The organism is Chryseobacterium sp. KACC 21268, from assembly GCA_028736075.1.
Lineage (GTDB): Bacteria > Bacteroidota > Bacteroidia > Flavobacteriales > Weeksellaceae > Epilithonimonas.
In genome coordinates this window covers 571,140-592,391 of sequence record CP117875.1, presented here as the reverse complement: position 1 = coordinate 592,391, position 21,252 = coordinate 571,140, and the positions used below count along the sequence as shown (strand labels likewise).

Sequence of the window (21,252 nt, the reverse complement as noted above, 5' to 3'; positions counted from 1 at the left end):
TAACAAATATATAAAAGTTATCAAAATTGATAACCATACAATTATCATTAATGACCACTTTTGAGTTCAATAGTGTTATTAGTGGAAAAGTCAGACTTTCAAAAAGCCTTAGGGAAGAGAATAAGACAGTTAAGAGAAGACAGGAATCTTTCTCAGGCTGAACTTTCTGCCCTATGTAATTTTGAGAAATCCAATATGAATAGGATTGAGTCTGGAAAGACAAGTCCTACCACTTACACTCTGTACAAAATCTCTCTTGGTCTTGAAGTAAAATTATCCTCTATCACAGATGTGATTGATTGACCTTGCAACTATTTCGTAATTGTTTGTAATAACAATAAGATAGTATAAGCAGTTCATAGAGGTGACCCTCCAGAATTGTATTATCTAATCTTAGATGTAGTCATATTGGTTCAACTATTAGCTATTTAATATAATCTTACTCACTATACTTTTAATCGTAACTGGATTAAAGTTACCCTCGTGAATAGATGTGAGTATGTCCAATGTATAAAAAAGGACAAAATCTACTCCTATTCTTTACAGAATGGAGGTAAATTTTGTCCTCGTAAAGTATCACTTTCTGTATGTATATACTTTCTACAACAAGTAATACTTAATTCTTATTGAAATATAGATTCCTTTTCACTTACTGGAACAGCCATTTCCTCTTCTGGAGAATATTCATACCTATAGTTTAAAGTAATAAGCTCTCCTGTTTCTTTGATGGTGTAGTGATAAGGGTCACATTCAACTTTGTTGATACTACCTTTCATCATAGTACCTCTCAGGCTTCTACAAGTTGCTTCATCAAAAGTAGCTGGGATATAGCATCTTTTTGCTGTAGCATAGTACTGACCTGTGGTCTTACTTTGTAGAAGTTCTATTCCACTGTTAATCTCTAGAACACAGAAGGTAGTTCCATCTTCTCTTTTTCTTTTGGTGTAGTTTGTAATTGTTACCATTTTGTAATTGGATTTGAGTTAATAATTAGTTACTGTAGAATAAGAACTATAACCAGAAGGTCACATAATAAGGTCATATTCTCAGTATAGGTGGGGGTTATTCAGGAGGTGTATTATTGATAATAGAAAAAAGTACAAAGGTTACCTTGATTATAACCATAACTGACAAGGTTACATTAGAAAGTAGAAATCAGTATGGGAAGGTTCATTGAAAGCACATCTTAAAGTTCACATAGTGCTATTTAAGATGAAAAGTTCAGACTAGAATTGCTTAGAATCGTACAACTAGTTATAGACCTGCAAGAATATTTCTTGGTGAGACAAAAGTGGGGGGGGATTTTCCCTTATTAAAGATTGGTGGGGAGACATAACAGGATATTTATGCACCAATAATCAATCAAGTAAAATTACATTATTCTTAAAATTATAAAATTTTTTTTGAAAAATAGATAACAAACAAATCTAGTAGGTAAAAAAATATTATATTTGTTACACAACCATTATCAAACACTTACAAAAACTAATGCCCAGTAGTCCCATTACAGATTTTTCAGCTAAAGAACCATCATTAGGTTATTTTTATCAGATAAAATATGCTTTGTTAGCATTGCTGACGTCTACAAAAGAACTTAATAACCCAAAAGTTAGAATTGAGAATCTTGATGATGTTGAAATTGAGGATATCAACACCTTACAACTTTTTCAAACTAAACTTCACATCAAGAATAAAGGTAATCTTACAAATTCAAGCCCAGATTTTTGGAAAACAATTAGAATTTGGTCTGAGCATATTACAAATGGCTTAATAGATATTGATAGCACTATTCTAAATCTAATTACTACTGAGGCTGTTCCAGACAGCAGTTTGCTTTTTAAACTTAAAACTAATATTAACAGAGAATCTGACCTTGACGATTTAATTAGTGGGTTAGATCAAATTTCTATTGACTCTAATAATCAAACGAATTCAAGTGCATACTTAGCCTATCAAGCTCTATCTTTACATCAGAAACAAAAACTTGTAAAGAGTATAAAAATCACTGATAATTCAGTTGATATCACTGATATTGATAACAAGATTAAAAGAGAACTTATTCTTTCAACTTACCCAGGTCACTTAGATGCCTTTTTAGAAATTTTAGAAGGATGGTGGTTTAAGAAAGCTATAGAAAACTTAACTGAAAAAATTGATGGAATTGAATCTGGTGAATTGCAAATGAAGATAGCTAATATCAGAGACTCTTTTCAAGCTGATAATCTACCTAATCACTTTCCAGAACAGCTTGAAATTTCAGATGAAGATGTCAATACTTTAAAAAATAAAGCTTTTATTAAACAACTCGAACTTATACAAATCAACAGTAATTCAAAGACTGTAAAGAGGGCGATAAGTGATTTTAGAAGAGCTTTTGAACAAAGGTCTAAATGGTTAAGACTACAATTGCTTAATCCTGAAGAAGAAGAAGACTTTGATAAGAGGTTAAGGGATTACTGGCAAAACATTTTTGATATAATGTGTGATGAAGCAGACTCAAAAAGTATAGAAGAAATACACCTTTTAGGAAAGCAATTTTATATTAATCAGTTTGCAGTTTCTTGCCCACAGATTAAGATTAGAGAGAAGTTTAAAGAGGATTTTTTAACCAGAGGGAGTTATCAAATTTTAGCTGATTCAAAGAAAATAGGTTGGCATCCAAATTATAAAGATAAATTATGAACTTAACTTGGGATGATAGAAATACAATTGTAGCTAACCTTTTTAATCCTGCTTTTTGTGGAGAAGTTATCAGAGTTGTTGCAAAAGAATATAACAAACATACAAACACAGTATTTCCATATGAATTTGCTTTCTTGATACTGCCAATACTACTACATCAGGAGACTAGAGTACGAATGCCTAGAAGTGTCAGAACTTATTTCTTTGTTTGGGTAGAGGATAACGATGACTTATTCTATGATTTTTCTAAGAGGACAAAAGGAATGGTAAAGTATACAAAAGAAGCTTTATTATTCTTACTGTTATACAAAAAAATAGTCCTTGATGAAAATGGAGGAATAGTTACAAGTCAAGAAAGAGTTATTAAGATAGATAATGTAGACCATTTAGAACTCAATCATATTCTTCAAAAAGCACAGATGCTTGGTAAATGGTTATCTGCAAGTAGTGACGTAAAATCAATATATTCCTTTTTTAGAATTACCCCTTAAAATATGCAAATAAGTAAAATTGTACTTTACAATCACCTAGGAGATAAGAGAATTGTAAACTTTGAATTAGGCAAAGTTAATATTATTACAGGAGAATCGAAGTCAGGAAAGTCAGCTTTAATTGAAATTGTAAATTATTGTTTGGCCTCAAGTAATTGTGATATACCAGAAGGAATTATAAGGGACACAGTTTCTTATTTTTCTGTCTGTATAACTTTTAATGATGGAGAAATGGTTTTTATTGCTCGTGAAAACCCTAATATTAAAGGAATTTCTGCTTCAACCACAGTATGCTTAATGAGAAGTATAGAAGAATTACCTGAACTTTCAGCAATCAATTCTAATATGAATGTAGATACTCTCAAAGAATTTTTAACTAGAAAAATAGGAATTTCTGAAAATTTACACATTCCAGATTCACTTACAAGAGAGCCTTTAAAAGCTAATTTTAAGCATTCAAGATTTTATTGCTATCAACCTCAATATTTAGTAGCTGACCCCCATCAACTATTTTACAATCAGAATAAGGAATTTGTTCCCCAATCAATAAAAGATACACTTCCATATTTTTTGGGAGCAGTTAATGAGGATTCTCTGTTGGTAGAAAGTGAGATAACTCAATTAAAAAAACTTTTAAACAGAATAAACAGGGAAAAAAGAGAGAATGATAAAATTAGGTCTGAAGGAGTTAGTCAAGCCTATTCACTTATAGAAGAAGCTAAGGAAATAGGTATTCTCGAAAGAAGTATTAATCCTAAAACTAGAGGAGAAGCTTACACTCATCTAGAGAGAGTAGCTAGTTGGGAATATCAACCTTTAGAAGTTAAAGCAGAAAATTCAGCTATAAAAGAGTTAATAGATAAGAGAAGTGAATTAAAGATTGAATTAGGTAAGATATCAGATAATAGAAAAGCAGCTACAGATTATTTAAGAAGTTCCTTTGGTTATACTACAGAAGCTAAACAGCAGGAAATAAGATTGGAATCAATTAATCTTTATAACGATGATTTAGAGATTGATGCCTGTAAATGTCCATTGTGTGAAAGTAGATTAGAAACTCCAATACCCACTATCCAGAATATTAATAAATCTCTTGAAAATATAAAAGAAGATTTAAAGTTTACTATAGTTGAGAGTCCAAGAATTCAATCTTATATTGAAGGTGTTGAATCTAATTATCACTCCATTGAGACAGAACTAAAAACTGTAGAAAGAAGTATTGCTGCACTATATTCAGAAAATGAAAAAGCTAGAACTATAAGAGACCTAAATTTAAGAAGAGGAAAAATAATTGGAAGAGTAAGTTTATTTTTAGAAAGTATAAATTCAGATCCAGAGATTGAAGACATCGATTCTAAAATTGATAATCTTAAAAATAGAATTTTGGAGCTTGAGGAATCTGTTGATAGTGATAATGAAAAGGAGAAGTTATTATCAATATTAAATAAGATAAATCTACAAATGAGTAAATGGGTTAATGATCTTGATGTTGAATATGAAAACAATCCAATAAGGTTTGATATCAATAAGCTGACAATGTATATAGATACAGATTTTAAGCCCATCGCACTACCTCAGATTGGGAGTGGTGCGAATTGGGTGGCATATCATCTTTTGATTGTTTTTGCTTTACATCAACACTTTATTCAGAATGACAGACCTGTTCCACGATTTATTATCATTGACCAGCCCACACAAGTGTATTATCCTCCTGAAAGGACAGAAGATATAGTTGAAATTAGTTCTGATGAAATTGCTGTTACCAAAATGTTTGATTTTATGTTTAATGTAGTGTCTAATTTAAGTCCTAATTTACAAGTTATAATTACTGACCACGCATATTTAAAGAATAATGAGAATTTTGAAAATTCAGTTACTGAAATATGGAGAGATGGTTTAAGATTGATTCCTGAGGAGTGGATTAGGTTGTAAAAACATAATCCCCATCAATTGATGGGGATTATAGTCTTAACTCAAAAACCAATGATAACTTTCATCACCATTGAGAGTTTTCTCAATACCTCTAGCAAAGTCAAAAGCATTAAGATTCCTATCTAGGAAAGTATCTATGTAGCTACTCTTGTTAGCTTGTGTAAATAGGTTGTAAACATTCCAAAGGTTAATTCTGCCATCTTCCATTCTACAAAAGCTATCATCTTCATAATAGTCCTTTGCAATAGTATTAAGTTGGCTGTCATTAAAATTCAAATTGGGTATTGTGACCTTGTCTTTCTTAGGAAGATGTTGGTATAATCTTGATTTACCTATAAGCTGTGCAAACTGATGTTCTGTAAGGTAACTATTAGTGAGGGACTTCATATCTGATAAATGCTGTTCAGCATTGTAATTTTGAATGATTTGAGTGACCTTCTGTTGTAACTCTGTATATCTAGTAACTCTCATTTCCTCTACAAAACCATCAGAAGTAACACATAGATTACAACAAATCTTGTTCTGAAAACCTATGAAGAATTTGAATTTCTCAAAAGTCTTCTTATTATAAAGGTTTTCCTGATTATAACTCCTAACACCACCTAAGGTCAAGGCTAGCTCATTTCCACCAACATTTCCAATGATAGTGGGAATCTTCACAATGAAAGCCATTCTTTCATAATAGATAGTCTTTTCGTTGTCTAACAAGTCTTTTGCATTCTTGTAGATTGCATCTGGAGTTCTGCCTTTAATTTGATGGCTTACTCTAATTTCAGGAGCTGTAATAGTATGTTGTGGAAATAGCTTGTGTGCAGTATTAAGAACAACATCTATAAACTCTTGGTGTGCAATAGTCTTCTCATTGTCTTTGCTGAATACAGGTATGATGCAGTCAGTTCTAAGGTGGCTGAGGTTAACCTCTAAAGTGTTAGCCTCAATAAAAGGTTTATGAAGGTAACCTTGGTTAGCTGAGGTTACTATATTACTTACATTCAGAGATTGGAGATAATCTAACTCAATATCTGAACTATAATTATTCAGTTTACTGGGAACTAAAACCTCAGCATCTTCAAAAGGGAGATTATTAAAAAAAGATATGGCTTTTAAATTACTATCAGATTTATCATCCATAGAAGCTCCATCATTATAATAAGCTCCCCCTTCTATTATGTTTCCAAATAATGCCCTTTTACGATTTTGAACATTTTCCAAAATCATATTTTTATCAGTGAATTCCATTGGTTGAAAAATTTTTGGGATTAGTAAGTTGCATTAGAAATGATTTCCTTTCTTCAAAGTCTGTTTTCAGATTTTCTTGATAGTTGGGGTATAGCTTATAGAGAGCTAATAATTCACTAACAGAATTACACATTTGGATATGCTCACATACATCTTTCTCTGAAATTTCAATTCTAGGGTTTCCTGTATTACACCATTCCAGAATTTCCCTGCCAGTATTCTCTGATATGATGAATTCTGGTTTACCCATAAAAAGTCCTGTTCTGTCTTTGCTTGATACTGCAAAGTGTTTGATATCTACATCAAAGACCAAGGTAAACTCATAGTCCAATCCATCTCTTTGAACAGCTTTTAAGCCTACCTTCTCAGGAATGAACTTACCATCCTTTTGGTTTAGAACATAGTCCTGTTTGGTTCTCATAGTGGTGATAACGTGAGCATTTACCTGTAAAATCTTTTCTACAAATGATTTCTGTCTAGGGGTAACCTTTGCCCAATTAGTGAAACTATTACCTGCTAGTTTGGAATGAAAATCCAGAAGTTCATCCCAAGCTTGGGAAATAGAATCAATGATGATGACTTCCATCCCTGCCTTTCCACATATATCGATGGCTTTGATATAGTTTTCAGGTGTAAATGGTGGTATCATTGGAAGTACATTGTAGTTACCTAAGTGAGCATATAAATCTGCACTTCCATTCTCTGTATCAATAACAGCTACCTTAGAAAGGTCTCCATTGGTTAGACCCTTTGCAAGAAGTAGACTTGAATACGTCTTGCCACTTCCTGCTGAACCTTGTAAAGCCATCTTGATTTTGGCTTTCTCTCTTTGTGATTGTCTTAATTGCATAATATTAATTTTAAAGATTATTAAGTTAATTTTGAAGTTTAGTTAAGAATAAAAGTTTGTTGAATGGACACAACTAATAGTATTTTACACCCATTAGATTTTTTTAGGACACTAGATGATAAAGAATCTTTTAATGATTTGAAAAGGCAATCAGTAATAGAATGCTGTGACTCTTACTCCAATCTTGTAAAAGGGTTTAGTTTCGAAAAGGGTACTGTGGAAATTGATTATTATGATTTAGAAAGCAAAGGTTTTCAGCTTTTCTATTATAGTTTTTATGAGGAAATTCCAAATCTGATAGATTCTAAGATTAGACAGATTAAGAACATTATTGATGAGCAGGTTTCTTTATTCCTGACAGAAAACAAAGACCTCCAAATTTTCTTTAAAAATTTAGAAACTGTAGTAGTTGCCTTGGGAAATAAGAACTATAATATGATTCCCAACAGAGAAGAGGTCATTACAGCTCTTTCAGATATTTTGAACTACACAGAAGATAAGTATGGATATACTCCAAATCATAAGCTTTTGAATAAGCCATTTACGATTAATATAGAAGCCTATAATTCAAATTCCTGTAGATGGTTAACTGTAAGTTCAGATAGAGGGGAGTTAAAGCTGAAAAAACTATATTCTCTTCTCTCAGAAGAACCAAAAATCATTGATTGTTCAGAACGAGAATTTGTAAACGCATTTACTCAATCAAAGGTAACAGAAGGAATAAATTGGTGTATTATGGGTAAGAATGGGCAATACTCCAAACAATCACTAATTCAATTTGTTGAAGCTCTGATGTCAGATAAACATATTGAATCTAAACTTGAAATGAGCTTTAATAGCTCCATAGAATACGTTTTTAGAGATAATAAAGGACAAAAAATAAAACATATCTCTGTTTCTAAATCAGCATCTACTAAGAGACCTACTGAATGGAATAGAATACAAGAAATCCTTGATAAACTTGAATAACTTAGTACACCCATAAAGGTATCTATTAAGGTTTCTTAGGATATTACCAGACTTGTTTTGTGGCAAATTTTACAAATGCCATACAAAAAAACAAGAAATTCCTATATACTTTATATTCCTTCAAGTGTTGATATTGATAAATTACTTACTGCCAAACTTCCTACATTTCCCTTTAAAAGAGATAAGTTTGTATATATGATTCACTTAGTAAACTATGTGAGTGCGATCAAGAAAGATGAAGAATCAGAATTTACAACTCTGTACTCAGTATTACTAAAAGAAAAGTTTGGTAATGATTATCCAAGATATTTGGATTATCTGATTTCAAGTGATATAATCGTCAGAAATAACCAATATTCAACTATTGACCACTATTCTAAAAGTTATAAATTATCAGATCAGCACCACAAATCAAAACTTATGGAAGTTGAGGTTACTGATTATATTACCATTACAAGCCTAAAAACATTTACGAATTTAGAATCGAAGGGTTTTATTCCAATCCTACCAGAATCTAATGATGTAAAAGTAGAAATTTTTGAAAAATGGTTTAATGATAAACTAACAATTGACTCTGTAGGAGCTGAAAAATATTTATCAACTTTAAGAGATGAAGAAGTTATAGAATACCCCATTGCTTATGAAGCTTATATGTCAAATCAAAAGGACAAGAATTTAAAGAAACGATTTGAAAAGGTCAAAGACCCATACAGAGCTTATGCTAGAAGGCTAATACCAGTTCTCAAAGTAAAAAACAAACAATTTGAACTAACAATAGATAGGACTGCTGGTAGGCTTCATACTCCATTAACTCAATTAAAAAAGGAACTTAGACAATTTCTAAGGTATGATAATAAAAAATTGGTAAGTATCGATATAAAGAACTCACAGCCATATCTTAGTACCATCCTCTTTAACAATGAGGCTTTTAATAAAAACAAAATGGGAGAAAAGATTAAGATGTACAACAACATAGATTATAATCAATCTCCCATCAATCTCTATTATGATTCTGAAAATAAGCTCCCAGAGGATGTCGAAAAGTACATTAAACAAGTTGTGTCAGGAAAGTTTTATGAGGAGTTTTCTGAACTACTTATAGAAGATGGTTTATTGCCAGATGGAATAACAGATTCCAGAAAATATGCAAAAACTGTAGCCTTTAGAACTCTTTTCAGTCCTAATAGTCATAAGAACATCGTTAAGGAAATACAATTGTTTGCAAAATTATATCCAAAGGTATACGAGAATTTTGCTTTTGTAAAGCAAGGAAGAGATAAGTATAATACCTTAGCCTGCTTACTTCAAAATATAGAAGCAGAACTCATATTGAAAACAATATGTGAAGACATTTCAGAACAACTGCCTTATGCTCCTATATTCACAATACACGATTCAATTGTTACTACAGTTGAACATCACGAGAAGGTGAAAGATATAATGTATAAAAGATTAGAGGAAAAAATTGGTTATCCTCCACAGTTGTCATTGGAGTTTTGGTAAATAACAGCTTCACATTACTACAAAGCAGTTAAACTTTCTACTTCAATCTATCTTTCAGCTTTTTCAAGTTCTCACTCAACTTCTCAGGCATCAGCTCTGCATAATATTCCTGTGTAGTAGATATCTTTGAATGACCTAAAAGCTTAGAAACAACTTCTATGGCAATGTCATTGTTGAGGAGAACAGTAGACGCAAAAGTTTTCCTTGCTGTGTGATGAGTAAGATTTTTGGAGATATCAAGAATTAAAGCTATCTCCTTTAGAATCCTATTAAAAGACTGATTGGATATCCTTGGTAATAGATATTCACTTTCTGATGAGTAAACTTCCATAATCTCTAATGCCTTAGGAAGAATCAAAGGAACAGAGAATGTTCTTTCTGTTTTCTCTCTTTTCTGGAATATCCAAGTTATACCATCAGGCTTTGTTATCAAATCATTTTTTCTTAATTCAAACATTTCCCTGTAGGCTAATCCTGTATAACAGCAGAAGATGTAACAATCCTTAACTCTATTCAGAGGGTCAGATTGAAAGGTGTGATTTTCTAACCTTTCCAGTTCTTCTTGGGTAAGAAATACAATCTTACTGTACACTTTCTTTGGACTGTGTTCTTCAAAAGGGTTCTTATCTAAGTAACCTTGTATTACAGATTGCTTGATTACCTTCTTTAGTCTTTGTAGGGATTTGTTTATAGTGATTTGCTTGTGTTTTAACTCTGTCTTACAGTAATACTCAAACTCAGAAATAAAATTGAAGTCTAAATTCTTTAGCTTGACATCTGGTTTCTTGTAATGAGATTTTATAAACTCAGAAACATCTTCTTTGATGTAGTTGAACTTATTCCAGGTAGCCTGCTTTATCTCTAGTCCTACAAGCTTTTGAAGCCTGTCTAAGTAAATCTTGTAATACTCAATCAAAGCATACTCTTTGGTCATTGTCTTGCCTGCATACTGGTTGTAAATATCACTTGCATCAAAAGGCTCTTCCTTGATTTGTAGAAATAAAAAAGCCTGATTAATTTTATTCTTAATCAGGCTTAGTTGGTTGTTGGTGTTGTTATTCTCTTCATTAGGGGGTCTTGTAAGCTGTTTATTACTGTCCCAATTCTTTGGGTTGATGAAGATTCCTGTAGAGAAAGGCTTTCTTTGTTTATCTAATGTTATTCTACATTCAATAGGACAAAGACCTCTACTGTTAATCTTATTCCTTCTCAAAAGGAATAATATTGATAGTTTCATTGTATTAATGGGGGTTTGAATGGGTAACCTGAAAAATAAAATGGGTAACCTAAAAGGTACCCTCAATTTCTCAGAATGGTTGGAAATATGGAAAAGTAAAAGAAATTAAGAAATACCATAGAATAAAGGAAAACTCAATCCATAACCCTATAAAAAAAGAAAACCATCACATTTCTGTGATGGTCTTGCTCCTCTTGCTGGGCTCGAACCAGCGACCCTCTGATTAACAGTCAGATGCTCTAACCAACTGAGCTAAAGAGGAATGTTTCTTTTTGCTTTAAGCGTGTGCAAATATAGAAACTTTTTTAAAAACTCCAAAACTTTTTTGTGAAGTTTTTTTAATTTTTTTGAGCAAAAGCTTGCACTATCAGCTTAACTATATCATTTCCAAATATTAACACCATCAGTCCCAACAAGAAAATTACACCCACCATTTGTGCATTTTCCAAAATTTTCTGAGGAACTGGCTTTCTTGTGATGATTTCCCACAATGTAAAGAGAACGTGACCGCCATCTAAGCCTGGAATCGGAATCAAATTAAGGAATGCCAACCAGATCGAGAACTTAGCCGTAAAAGACCAAAACTGTTGCCAGTTGATAGAAAGGTCGCCGTCTTTGGTTTTGTCCACGTGCATATTGTTTACAATAGCAATTGGTCCGCCTACCTTTTTGTAGCCTTTAATCGTCTTGTTAAAAATCAATTTGAATTGCTTCACCTGATAAGTCAAACTTTCAATCGTTCTTGTGTAACCTCTGCCAATGGACTCACCAAATGAAAAATGATTCAGAGTCATCATCTTTTTGTATTCTTTGTAGGAGGCAACTCCGATTTTTCCTTCCTTGTTTACAGGAATTGATAACGGAACCAAAGTCTGTCCACGCTCCACAACAAAGTCAACGTTTGAACCTGCTTTTTTGGAAACGATAGGCGCTAACTCATCATAGTATTCTATTTTTTGATTATCGATACTCACGATTTTATCGCCAATTTCCAGACCTGCATCCAAAGTTGATTTCTGAACCACTGTATCTACAGTAGGCGCAATTCTCGGCATTAGGAAGGCTTGTGGCGTTTCTGCCTGCAAAACCAATGCTTTTCCTTCGTCACTTGTCGGGAAAGTCACTTCTTTTCCTTTTCTAAGAACCGTGATGTTATCACTCAACAAAACATCCAAAGATAATTTATCAAAATCCTTTTGCGTTTTGCCGTCAACTTTTAAGATTTTATCGCCGTTTTCAAAACCCATTTTCAAAGATGGTTCAGAATAGTACATTTTGCCACCAAGTTTCTGGGTATCATAATTCTCTTCGCCATAGAAATAAGATAACGAACCGAAAATCAACCAAGCCAAAAAGAAATTGACCGTCACACCACCAAGCATAATGATCAATCTTTGCCAAGCCGGTTTCGCACGGAATTCCCAAGGTTCTGCCGGTTTTTTCAATTGTTCCGTGTCCATACTTTCGTCCACCATTCCGGCAATTTTTACATAACCTCCGAAAGGAAGCCATCCGATTCCGTATTTTACACCTTCGTGTTTTCTCCAATCAGAGTCAGGAAGTGTGGAAACATCGATTGGCTGAAGGACTTTTTTACCGTCTATTTCAACCTCTACTTCGGTAGGATCATTTTTGGAAAAGAATCTATATTGCCATTTTCCGTTGATTTTTTTCATTGCGAAAACGGAAAAATACGGATCGAAGAATAAAAAGAATTTGTCTACTTTGGTTTTGAACCATTTCGCTGGCAGAAAGTGCCCAATTTCGTGTAGTGTTACAAGGATAGAAATGCTCAGGATAAACTGAAATATCTTTAATGCTAATTCCATTAATATGTTTTAAAATTATAAGTTGTCAAAGGTAATCAATTAGTCAGAAAGTATACCAATGTAAAATAAGCGTCTTTTTGTCATCATGAATCCTGTTTTTCTAAATTTAAATAAAAATTTGGGGCAGCTTAATGCGGCTTCCACTACTAAACTTAATTAGTTAGAGATATTAATTATAAATCGTTAATTTTAAATCTTCAATTAAAATAGAAATTATGTCAAATATTCAAATGATCATAGAAGAACGCGCTGCCGACATTGGAAATTTTCTGGTGGGAAGATTGTTGCCGTTTTCTCAGAAAAGAAGCGTTGGACCTTTTGTTTTCATCGACCATATGGGGCCAGCGGCACTCAAAGATTATGAAAATCTGGATGTTCCGCCACATCCGCACATCGGACTTTCCACGTTGACTTTTTTGTTCGAAGGAAGCATTATGCACAGAGATTCCATCGGGACAGAAATTGAAATAAAGGAAGGCGCTGTGAATTGGATGACTGCAGGAAAAGGCGTTGCACACTCCGAGAGAACGCCGGAATATTTGAGGACAACAGACAAGCACCTGCACGGATTGCAAATTTGGGTGGCATTACCGAAGGAATTGGAAGATATGGAACCTGAGTTTTTTCATATCAATAAAGAAGATATTCCAAGCTGGAAAGACAATGAGGTAGATTATAAGCTAATCGCGGGAGAAATCCTTGGACGCAAGTCACCAGTTCCGGTTTATTCGCCGCTTTATTTTCTGGAGGTGAAAAATACGTCTGTCGAGGATAAAGAAATCATTCTTGGGGACTATCTTTTCGGGGAATCTTCGCTTTACATTCTGGAAGGTAATATCGAGAGCGAAGGCAATCTTTATAATCCGAAACATATCCTAATTGCGAAAGATGCGAAACTTTGTCATTTTGTTTTGAAGCCCGATTCTACCGTGTACATCTTCGGAGGCGAACCATTTCCGGAACCTCGGAACATCTATTGGAATTTTGTGTCCTCAGAGAAAGAAAAAATCGAGGAAGCGAAAAGAAAATGGGAAAACCACGAGTTCCCGAAAGTCATCAATGATGATGGATATGTTCCTCTTCCGCCACAGAATAGAAACCTTAAATTAAAATAATCAATGAAAAAACTATTAGCCATTAGCTCATTCTTAATATTAATTTCTGTGAACTCCCAGGTTCATCGGTTTTATTATGAACTGACTTACAAACCGAACAAAGATTCTGTAAAAACAGAAAAGGAAATGATGGTGTTGGATGTTGCAACAGACGAGTCAATTTTCGTAAGCTATAGACAACTGGCATACGATTCTACTTTTATTTCGGGCGTAAAAAAAGCGAAAGAGATGGGACAGACCTTCATTAGTCCGCCTACCTCAAGTGCAACAAATTTGAGTTTCAGAATCAATAAATTAAAAGGAGGGAAGCAGATCTTCAAAGATTTTGTTGGTATGAGCGAATATTATAATTACGAAGAAAAACCGGATTTGATTTGGAAAATCTCTGCTGCGAAAGAAAAAATAGGAAATTACAATACGCAAAAAGCAACGACAAATTTTGGTGGTAGAACTTGGAATGCTTGGTTTACATCAGAAATTCCCATTCAAGACGGACCCTACAAATTCTCAGGGTTGCCGGGATTGATTGTGAAACTTGAAGATGCTGACAGCAATTATGCGTGGCTTTTGGTTGCTAACAAAAAACTGATGCAAGATATTACTACAAACAAATTGAACTATCTGGAGTTTGAAATGGGAAAACCCACGAAGCTGAGTAAAGAAGGTTTCCAAAAAAGACTGAAGGAATACGAGAAAAATCCGATGTCACAAATGATGCAAATGTTTGATGAGAAAGATGCAGAATTGATGAAAGCCTTGAAACAACAGGAAATACGAATTAAAAGTAAAATATCATTTTATAACAATCCAATTGAGATCAAATAATTTGACATACAGATTGAAATAAAAAAGAAAGACCGGAACAATTACCGGTCTTTCTTATTATAATTAAATATGAGTGGTTATTAGTACGCTGGATTCTGTGGGAAGTTTTTGTTTTGATTAAGGTCAATAACAGTTTGTGGTATTGGTCTAAGGATTTTTTGCTGTCCGCCATTGCCTGCAAAATTGGATGCATTGGTAATTTTGTAATTGTGCATCACGGTACGTTCGATCAGCTTTCCGGTTCTCTTTAGGTCAAACCATCTTGTATATTCGCCTAGCATTTCTCTGCCTCTTTCATCCAAAATGTAATCGATATTGAACTCTCCGGCAGTTGCAGCTGTAACGCCAGCTCTGCTTCTTACAACATTCAGTCTTTGTAGACCTGTTGCTGCATTTCCTGCTTTAAGATAAGCTTCTGCTGCCACCAGATAAGTCTCTGCAAGTCTTGCAGTAATGATGTCTCTTGTACTTACAGGTCCTGTGCTAGAAGGCGTACTTGTTGAAGGATCATCGAATTTCTTAACTGGAATAGTCTGATAATCCAAATTTTTAATCAAGGTGTAAGCTGCGTCATAAGTTCCCCAATCGTGATAAACAAAACCAGTTGCTAACTTTGCAGCATTTGTTGCTAACCAAGCTGTTTTATCTGCAGCTGTAAACCATTTTGGTGAGTAAAAATGTTTGATTTTAAGACTTGTTTTGTCAGGAACTCTATAAAAATCATAATACTTCTCATAAACAACATTCATGAATGTTGCTGCCCATCTTGAGTCACTAGCTGTATATAATCCTAGAGCGTAAGCTGTAGGGCAAAGATTATAACTTCTAAGAGGTGCAGATCCTCCAGTTTCAGATCCTCCTAGATAAGAGCTGAAATAGTAGAATTGCTTATTTCCTAAAGTTGTAGGTGCGGTAGAAGTAGATTTTGCATCGTATTGAACAGAGAAAATTGTTTCTGCATTCAGATCATTTCCTGGAGTGAAAAGCTGCTCGTAAGGAATAGTCAATGACTGGCCTGCGATTGCGGCATCAGCATAGGTGGCGGCTGTTGCGAAATCCGTCGGTTTTCCGAAAGTTTCATAACCACGTGTCAAATATACCTTTGCTAATAGATCGTTTACAGCTCTTTTGTTCACTTTTCCTGTACTGCTGTAAGCCGATGTTCCTACACTTGCGAGAGATGATTCCAGCTCTGAAATAATGAAATTATAAACTTCCTCCGCTGTATTTCTGTCAAATTGTAAAACAGGCGTGGTAAAGTTTTCGTTCACAATAGGAACACCGCCGTAAGTCTGAACCAATAAGAAATATGCATTGGCTCTTAAATATTTCGCTTCTCCTACCAACACGGGAACGTTTGCGTTCTGATCCGTAAGTGTAGAATAGTAAACTGTCTTGTTGACAGATTGTATCAATTGGTAGCAAGACATATATAGCTGATCTACGCCCTCTGCAGAAGGTATGAGTTGTGTGTACTGACTTAGACCCGCTGGCTCAGGAGATCTTCCTTCTGCGTACATATCTGTACCGGCAACAAATAGCCATGGATCACCTCCATAGATACCTTTTAGCCAGGCATAATTTGTATTGACAAGTAATTGGAACCCTGAAGCTGTTTGATATGTATCGTCTGCAGAAACAAACGACAAATTATCTTCTTCTATAAAATCATTGCATGAACTGAACAATGCTGCAACGATACCTAATATGAATATTGATTTTTTCATGAGATTTATTTTTTAGAATTTAGCACTTAAACCAAATTGTGTTGTAATGGATGCTGGTCTGTTTACACCAAAAGCTGCACCCGCCCATTCCGGATCATAACCGTCAAATTTTGTAAATACGAATGGATCCAAGACGTTTACATAGATTCTTAAACCATTGATTTTCATTTGGCTTAATAAATCTGAATTGAATGTGTATCCCAAAGATATATTTTTAACCTTTACGAAAGAAGCATCTCTGTAGAAAGCCATTCCAGAAGCCCAAAAGGCACCTGCGCCTGTAGCTTGTGGTCCTGGGCGCGGATTTTCTGTATTTGGATTAGCTTCAATTCCTGCTCCATTTGTAGGGATGAAGTAATCCATTGCAATTTTCTGTCTTCCTCTATCGGTTGTATCAGCAAAATTTCTATGAAATGTACTCAAAACAGTTTGACCTTGGCTTGTAATCACAGAAAAATTAAAATCAAAATTTCCGAATGTTAGTTTAGAATAAAAACTACCTTGCCATTTCGGTACGGAACTTCCGATTGTAGTTCTGTCATTAGCATCAAATTTACCATCTCCATTGAGGTCTTTAGGTCTTGCCATTCCTGGTTTTTGTCCAAATGCCGCCGCTTGTGCTGCTTCACTTTCCTGCCATACACCATCATAAACATAATTATAATTTGGCATTAAGCTGCTTCCTAATATTAAGTTGTTACCAATATCATTCACTTTATCCTGCCCGTAAATGGAAATTAATTCATTTGTATTTTTACTAAATGTGAAGGTTGTTTCCCAACTTATTCTTTCGCTTTGAATGTTTTTTGTCGTTAATAATACTTCAATCCCTTTGTTACTTACAGATCCAACATTGGAATAAGTATATCTCCAGCCAGTCTCAGCAGGCAATTGCTGCTGATAAATAAGATCATTGGATAATCTGTCATAAACATCTACGGTACCTGTAATCCTGTTTCTTAAGAATCCGAAATCTAAACCAAAGTTGAGCTCTCTTGTTTTTTCCCAAGAAAGATTTTTATTTGCCAAAGCTTCAGACTGCCAACCCGAAACAAGGTTAGCGCCATTTGCGTAAAATGTCTGTTGGTTCAAAGCGGACTGAGTCGTGTAGGGAATTACATTATCATTACCTGTATATCCCAAACTTGCTCTAAGTTTAAAATCAGAAATGATCTTGTTATCTTCAAGGAAAGATTCTTTACTCAATCTCCATGCTAATGCCACAGAAGGGAAGCTTTCCCACTTATTGCCCTCAGAAAGGACAGAAGAACCGTCATATCTGGTAGAAGCTGTCAGCAAGTATTTACCTTTATAAGCATAGTTCAGTCTTCCGGCAAATGAATTCAAAGTTTTCTTAGCGTAACCAGAATTGATTTGATAACTTGTTTGAACTCCTGATCCTAAGTTATAAATATCTGTATTGAAGGGCTGCCCGTTGGAGTAAGAATAAGAAGATATATCTTCATTATAATATTGGCTTTGTAATAATAGCAAAGAGAAATCGTGATCATCGCCAAAGGTATGCTTCATATCAATCTGGTTGTCCCAAGTGTAATTGAAATTATCCGTTCTTCTAATAGATGAAGAGATTAGACCATTCAGTGCAACTCCGGCATTTGTCTCTGCTCCATAGGCGGCACCTAGCTGTGTGTTGGAAAAGCCTGTTGCAAAAGTTGTTTTGAATGACAGCCACTTAGCCGCTTGATATTGGAAAAATACATTTCCTACTGCCTGCCACACTTTTTCTACTTGCGAAGAATTTGCTATCTCACTCAGTGGATTTGGGGAACTGGTTTTATTGATTGCCCATGCGCCATTTGGATAAGTAAGTTTCCCAGGTAAGAAAAATTTGGTTCCTACAAGTTCGTTTCCATTTGCGTCTACCGCCCAAGGAGACATCAAAGGACTGAGTCTGAAAGCCTCCTGCATTGCAAGATCACTACCAAGTTCTGTCACTATTTTGGCAACAGTTACGTTAGCTCCAGTTGTAAATTTATCATTTATTTTATGTGTAATTCCGAGTTTGAAGTTGTATTTGTCTTGAGAATCTTTATCTATCAAGCCTTCATCTTTTTGAACACCGAATGACATATTGTATGCCAGTCCATTGTCAGATCTTCCGGATAAATTGAGATAATGATTCTGAGTTGCACCTGGCCTTAGAACAGCATCATACCAGTCAAAGCTGTATCCACTATTAGCTCTTGAAACCATCAGCGGACTTTGATTGCCAGCCAATGTTGCCAGCTGGTCTGGAGTCTGTGTAAGCGGAGTTGCGCTCATGTAAGCAACTTGATGAAATTTCCACCATTCTTCTCCTGTCATCATTTTTGGTAATCTAGTGGCATTTTTCACACCGTAAGAAGTGTCAAATTGTACAGCAAGTCCTCTTTTTGCGGAAGATCCACTTTTTGTGGTAACTATCACTACACCACTACCTCCTCTTGATCCATAGATAGCGGCAGAAGAAGCATCTTTCAAAATGTCCATCCTTGCAATATCTCTTGGATTTAGAAAATCAATGTTGGTCATTGGAACGCCATCTACTACAAACAATGGGGTGCTTCCTATTAGGGAATTGTTCCCACGGATGACCATATTGAAACCATCACCGGAGCGCCCTGTACTCGCAACGATATTTACACCGGGTGTACTTCCTTGGATTGCCTCCAAAGCATTTGTAGTATTTCTTTCCTCTAGTGTTTTAGGGTCAATACTGCTTACTGATCCTGTTACATCAGTTTTTTTGACACTACCGTAACCCACTAGTACTACTTGCTCAATTACCTTTTCATTTCCTTTTACTGTATCACTTGTTACAGTCTCCTGAGCAAAGGCAACAGCTGATGAGAATAAAAAAAAGACTGCAATTGTTTTCCGAAAATCTAGATGCGATCTCGAGAATTTTTCATGTGGCATAACTTTGACTTTTTAGATTATTGTATTATTTGATGCAATCGATTGCACAACAGCAAAAAATGTTTTTTCTATATTAACACTTTTCTGATATATCGTAATATTTTGTTAACAAATATTATTACAACATAAATAATTGAAAATCAAGTTAATTATTTTTTTATTTTAACAGTTTTTGTTTATTTATTGAAAAAAATGATATGATTTCTGTCATCAATATTTCAAATAAATTATCCAAAAACATTGTCTGAAAAAGAAATTGTGTCTTATTTTGAAAAAAAAGTAATAAAGCGAGACAAAAATTGCACATTAATCAGAGCTACTTGATTTTAATTATTGAAAACTGAAAAGAGTCCTCACATACATAATCTAAAAATTAAAAAAAAATATTTTCTATGAGCTCATAAAAACAAAAAAAGCATCTGAAATACAGATGCTTTGTACAATAAAGTTTAGTTTATTAGAAAGAATAAGAAACGCCAAAACTGCCATTATTACCAGCTTCTACAAATGCTCCCCAATTTTCTGTAAAGAAATATCTTGCTCCAATATAAACACCCAAACCAAAATTTCTACCAGCAACTCCAACATTAGCACCGGGATAAATATCTAATTCAGGAGGCAATGCCAAGGCTTCCTGTAGGTGAAAACCTACTCGCCCAAAAATAAAGGGATTGTCTTCCTTTTCATTAAAGTAAACATTAGCGCCTCCACCAACAGAGATCAAACTAGTAAGTCCATAGTCATAACTCGCCGCAATCCCAGTTCCGAAGCCCCAAGCATTTATTCCGCCTTGTGCTTTTTGATCGCCAGCGCCAGTCCAGGCCTGCGAAAAGCCAAAAACACCCAAATTGATTGCCACAAGTGCAAAGATCTTTTTCATATGCAAAATTCAAAAATATAGTTTCAAAACGTTGTTTTCCTGATTTTATTTCTCTTTTTCTCCAAATGAAAACAGCAGATAAAAAAGAAATGGTAATATAAAAACACTTCCCAAAAGCAAAGCCCAAGCCAATGCTGAAATGGTTTTCGGAGCCGCACTTTCATCAAATAAAGATAATGAACTGCCATTGGCAAAAAGGATAATATCAGGATTGTGCTGGTAAGTAGCTGCTACAAGGATCATAATGATTTGAAAACCACCAAGAGCTCTTGCGAGCAAAAATTTACTTTTTTTAATAGCATCATTTGTAAATAATAAACTGATGGTTGCCAATGTGATTGCAATAATTCCTAATGCCTTTGAAAATATCCAGGTCAATAGCGGAATGCCGGAAAAGTAAGCACTTACAAAAACTAAAATACCAGTAACTACAACATAGAAAGCGGTCTGCCGGGTTTTACGAATCATAATTGGCAAGGAATCCTCATTAAATCTTGCCTGATGAAGTGAAAACAACGATGCCAGATATGCACAAAGCGCCACCGTAAAAAAGCCAACACATGCGCCAAACCAATTCAGCCAACTGAAAATATAAAGATTGAGAAAATCTTTTGCATCTGTATCAATTGATCCGGAGATGGTGGCTGCAGCAATCATTCCTAAAAAGAAAGGCGTCAACAGACTGGAATAAAAAAATATCTGTGTGTAAAGTTTTTGCCAGCTATCATGCACCGCATCATAATTTCTGAAGGTGAAGGCTGTTCCTCTTGCTATGATTCCGACCAACATCAATACCAAAGGAATATGAAGATAAGTTGAAACCGTGGTGTAAATTGTGGGAAAACCAACAAAAAGAATTACAATCGCAATGATCAGCCACATGTGATTGGCTTCCCAAATTGGCGCAATCGATTTCAACATGATAGATCTTGTCTTGTCCCGATACGACTTGCGGGAGAATAATTCGATAATGCCAGCGCCGAAGTCCGCACCACCAGTGATGATGTACAAACAGATCGAAACCCAAAGAAATGCAATTACAACGTAGATCATT

17 protein-coding genes and 1 tRNA gene are annotated in these 21,252 nt (G+C 34.6%); 8 read left to right on the top strand and 10 right to left on the bottom strand.

Features of this window, described 5'->3' with window-relative positions; genetic code table 11:
* Positions 1-81 precede the first annotated feature (81 nt).
* Positions 82-303 carry a helix-turn-helix transcriptional regulator gene (locus tag PQ459_02855; protein ID WDF47432.1) on the top strand — a complete coding sequence of 74 codons (222 nt, stop codon included), beginning with the start codon at positions 82-84 and terminating at the stop codon, positions 301-303.
* 320 nt (positions 304-623) lie between these two features.
* On the opposite strand, the gene PQ459_02850 is transcribed toward PQ459_02855, so the two are convergent.
* Positions 624-965, bottom strand: a complete 342-nt coding sequence (locus PQ459_02850) for a hypothetical protein (GenBank protein ID WDF47431.1) — start codon at positions 963-965, stop codon at positions 624-626.
* A gap of 523 nt (positions 966-1,488) precedes the next feature.
* On the opposite strand from PQ459_02850, the gene PQ459_02845 reads away from it, so the two are divergent.
* Genes PQ459_02845 through PQ459_02835 form a run of 3 tightly spaced genes read left to right on the top strand, consistent with a single transcriptional unit; the run spans position 1,489 to position 5,105 of the window.
* Positions 1,489-2,682, top strand: a complete 1,194-nt coding sequence (locus PQ459_02845) for a hypothetical protein (protein WDF47430.1) — start codon at positions 1,489-1,491, stop codon at positions 2,680-2,682.
* Positions 2,679-3,173, top strand: a complete 495-nt coding sequence (locus tag PQ459_02840; GenBank protein WDF47429.1) for a DUF6521 family protein — start codon at positions 2,679-2,681, stop codon at positions 3,171-3,173. The genes PQ459_02845 and PQ459_02840 overlap by 4 nt, the downstream gene beginning before the upstream one ends.
* 3 nt (positions 3,174-3,176) lie before the next feature.
* A complete protein-coding gene (locus PQ459_02835; protein ID WDF47428.1) occupies positions 3,177-5,105 on the top strand; it encodes a DUF3732 domain-containing protein in 1,929 nt (642 codons plus the stop codon).
* A gap of 36 nt (positions 5,106-5,141) precedes the next feature.
* Here the strand turns inward: PQ459_02835 and PQ459_02830 are convergent, their stop codons facing one another.
* Complete coding sequence (locus PQ459_02830) at positions 5,142-6,344, bottom strand: DUF3871 family protein (protein ID WDF47427.1); 1,203 nt, start codon at positions 6,342-6,344, stop codon at positions 5,142-5,144.
* Complete coding sequence (locus PQ459_02825) at positions 6,331-7,194, bottom strand: AAA family ATPase (GenBank protein WDF47426.1); 864 nt, start codon at positions 7,192-7,194, stop codon at positions 6,331-6,333. The genes PQ459_02830 and PQ459_02825 overlap by 14 nt, the downstream gene beginning before the upstream one ends.
* A 63-nt stretch (positions 7,195-7,257) precedes the next feature.
* On the opposite strand from PQ459_02825, the gene PQ459_02820 reads away from it, so the two are divergent.
* Together PQ459_02820 and PQ459_02815 are read left to right on the top strand one after the other, a co-directional pair.
* The gene (locus PQ459_02820) at positions 7,258-8,163 is read left to right on the top strand and encodes a hypothetical protein (GenBank protein WDF47425.1); all 906 of its coding nucleotides are present in this window, start codon (positions 7,258-7,260) and stop codon (positions 8,161-8,163) included.
* A 75-nt stretch (positions 8,164-8,238) separates the two neighbouring features.
* Entirely contained in the window at positions 8,239-9,666 is a 1,428-nt protein-coding gene (locus PQ459_02815; protein ID WDF47424.1) for a hypothetical protein, read from the top strand.
* Between the two features lie 37 nt (positions 9,667-9,703).
* Here PQ459_02815 and PQ459_02810 read toward each other — a convergent pair whose 3' ends face one another.
* The 3 genes from PQ459_02810 to rseP form a co-directional block, all read right to left on the bottom strand.
* A complete protein-coding gene (locus tag PQ459_02810) occupies positions 9,704-10,903 on the bottom strand; it encodes a site-specific integrase (protein ID WDF47423.1) in 1,200 nt (399 codons plus the stop codon).
* Positions 10,904-11,091: 188 nt separating this feature from the next.
* Positions 11,092-11,165: transfer RNA gene (locus PQ459_02805), tRNA-Asn, on the bottom strand.
* A 76-nt stretch (positions 11,166-11,241) separates the two neighbouring features.
* Complete coding sequence (gene rseP, locus PQ459_02800; protein ID WDF47422.1) at positions 11,242-12,732, bottom strand: RIP metalloprotease RseP; 1,491 nt, start codon at positions 12,730-12,732, stop codon at positions 11,242-11,244.
* A 215-nt stretch (positions 12,733-12,947) separates the two neighbouring features.
* Between rseP and PQ459_02795 the strand changes: the two genes are divergently transcribed.
* Both PQ459_02795 and PQ459_02790 read left to right on the top strand, forming a co-directional pair.
* Positions 12,948-13,847 carry a pirin family protein gene (locus tag PQ459_02795; protein WDF47421.1) on the top strand — a complete coding sequence of 300 codons (900 nt, stop codon included), beginning with the start codon at positions 12,948-12,950 and terminating at the stop codon, positions 13,845-13,847.
* Positions 13,848-13,850: 3 nt separating this feature from the next.
* Positions 13,851-14,672: a GLPGLI family protein gene (locus PQ459_02790; protein ID WDF47420.1), complete on the top strand. Its 822-nt coding sequence runs from the start codon at positions 13,851-13,853 to the stop codon at positions 14,670-14,672.
* A gap of 80 nt (positions 14,673-14,752) precedes the next feature.
* On the opposite strand, the gene PQ459_02785 is transcribed toward PQ459_02790, so the two are convergent.
* The 4 genes from PQ459_02785 to PQ459_02770 all read right to left on the bottom strand — a co-directional run bounded on the left by PQ459_02785 (position 14,753) and on the right by PQ459_02770 (position 21,251).
* Entirely contained in the window at positions 14,753-16,399 is a 1,647-nt protein-coding gene (locus tag PQ459_02785; protein ID WDF47419.1) for a RagB/SusD family nutrient uptake outer membrane protein, read from the bottom strand.
* A 12-nt stretch (positions 16,400-16,411) separates the two neighbouring features.
* Entirely contained in the window at positions 16,412-19,318 is a 2,907-nt protein-coding gene (locus PQ459_02780) for a SusC/RagA family TonB-linked outer membrane protein (protein WDF47418.1), read from the bottom strand.
* 457 nt (positions 19,319-19,775) lie between these two features.
* Entirely contained in the window at positions 19,776-20,198 is a 423-nt protein-coding gene (locus PQ459_02775) for a hypothetical protein (protein ID WDF47417.1), read from the bottom strand.
* Between the two features lie 45 nt (positions 20,199-20,243).
* On the bottom strand, positions 20,244-21,251 hold the full coding sequence (locus tag PQ459_02770) for a cytochrome d ubiquinol oxidase subunit II (GenBank protein ID WDF47416.1): 1,008 nt from the start codon (positions 21,249-21,251) through the stop codon (positions 20,244-20,246).
* Between the last annotated feature and the right edge of the window lies 1 nt (position 21,252).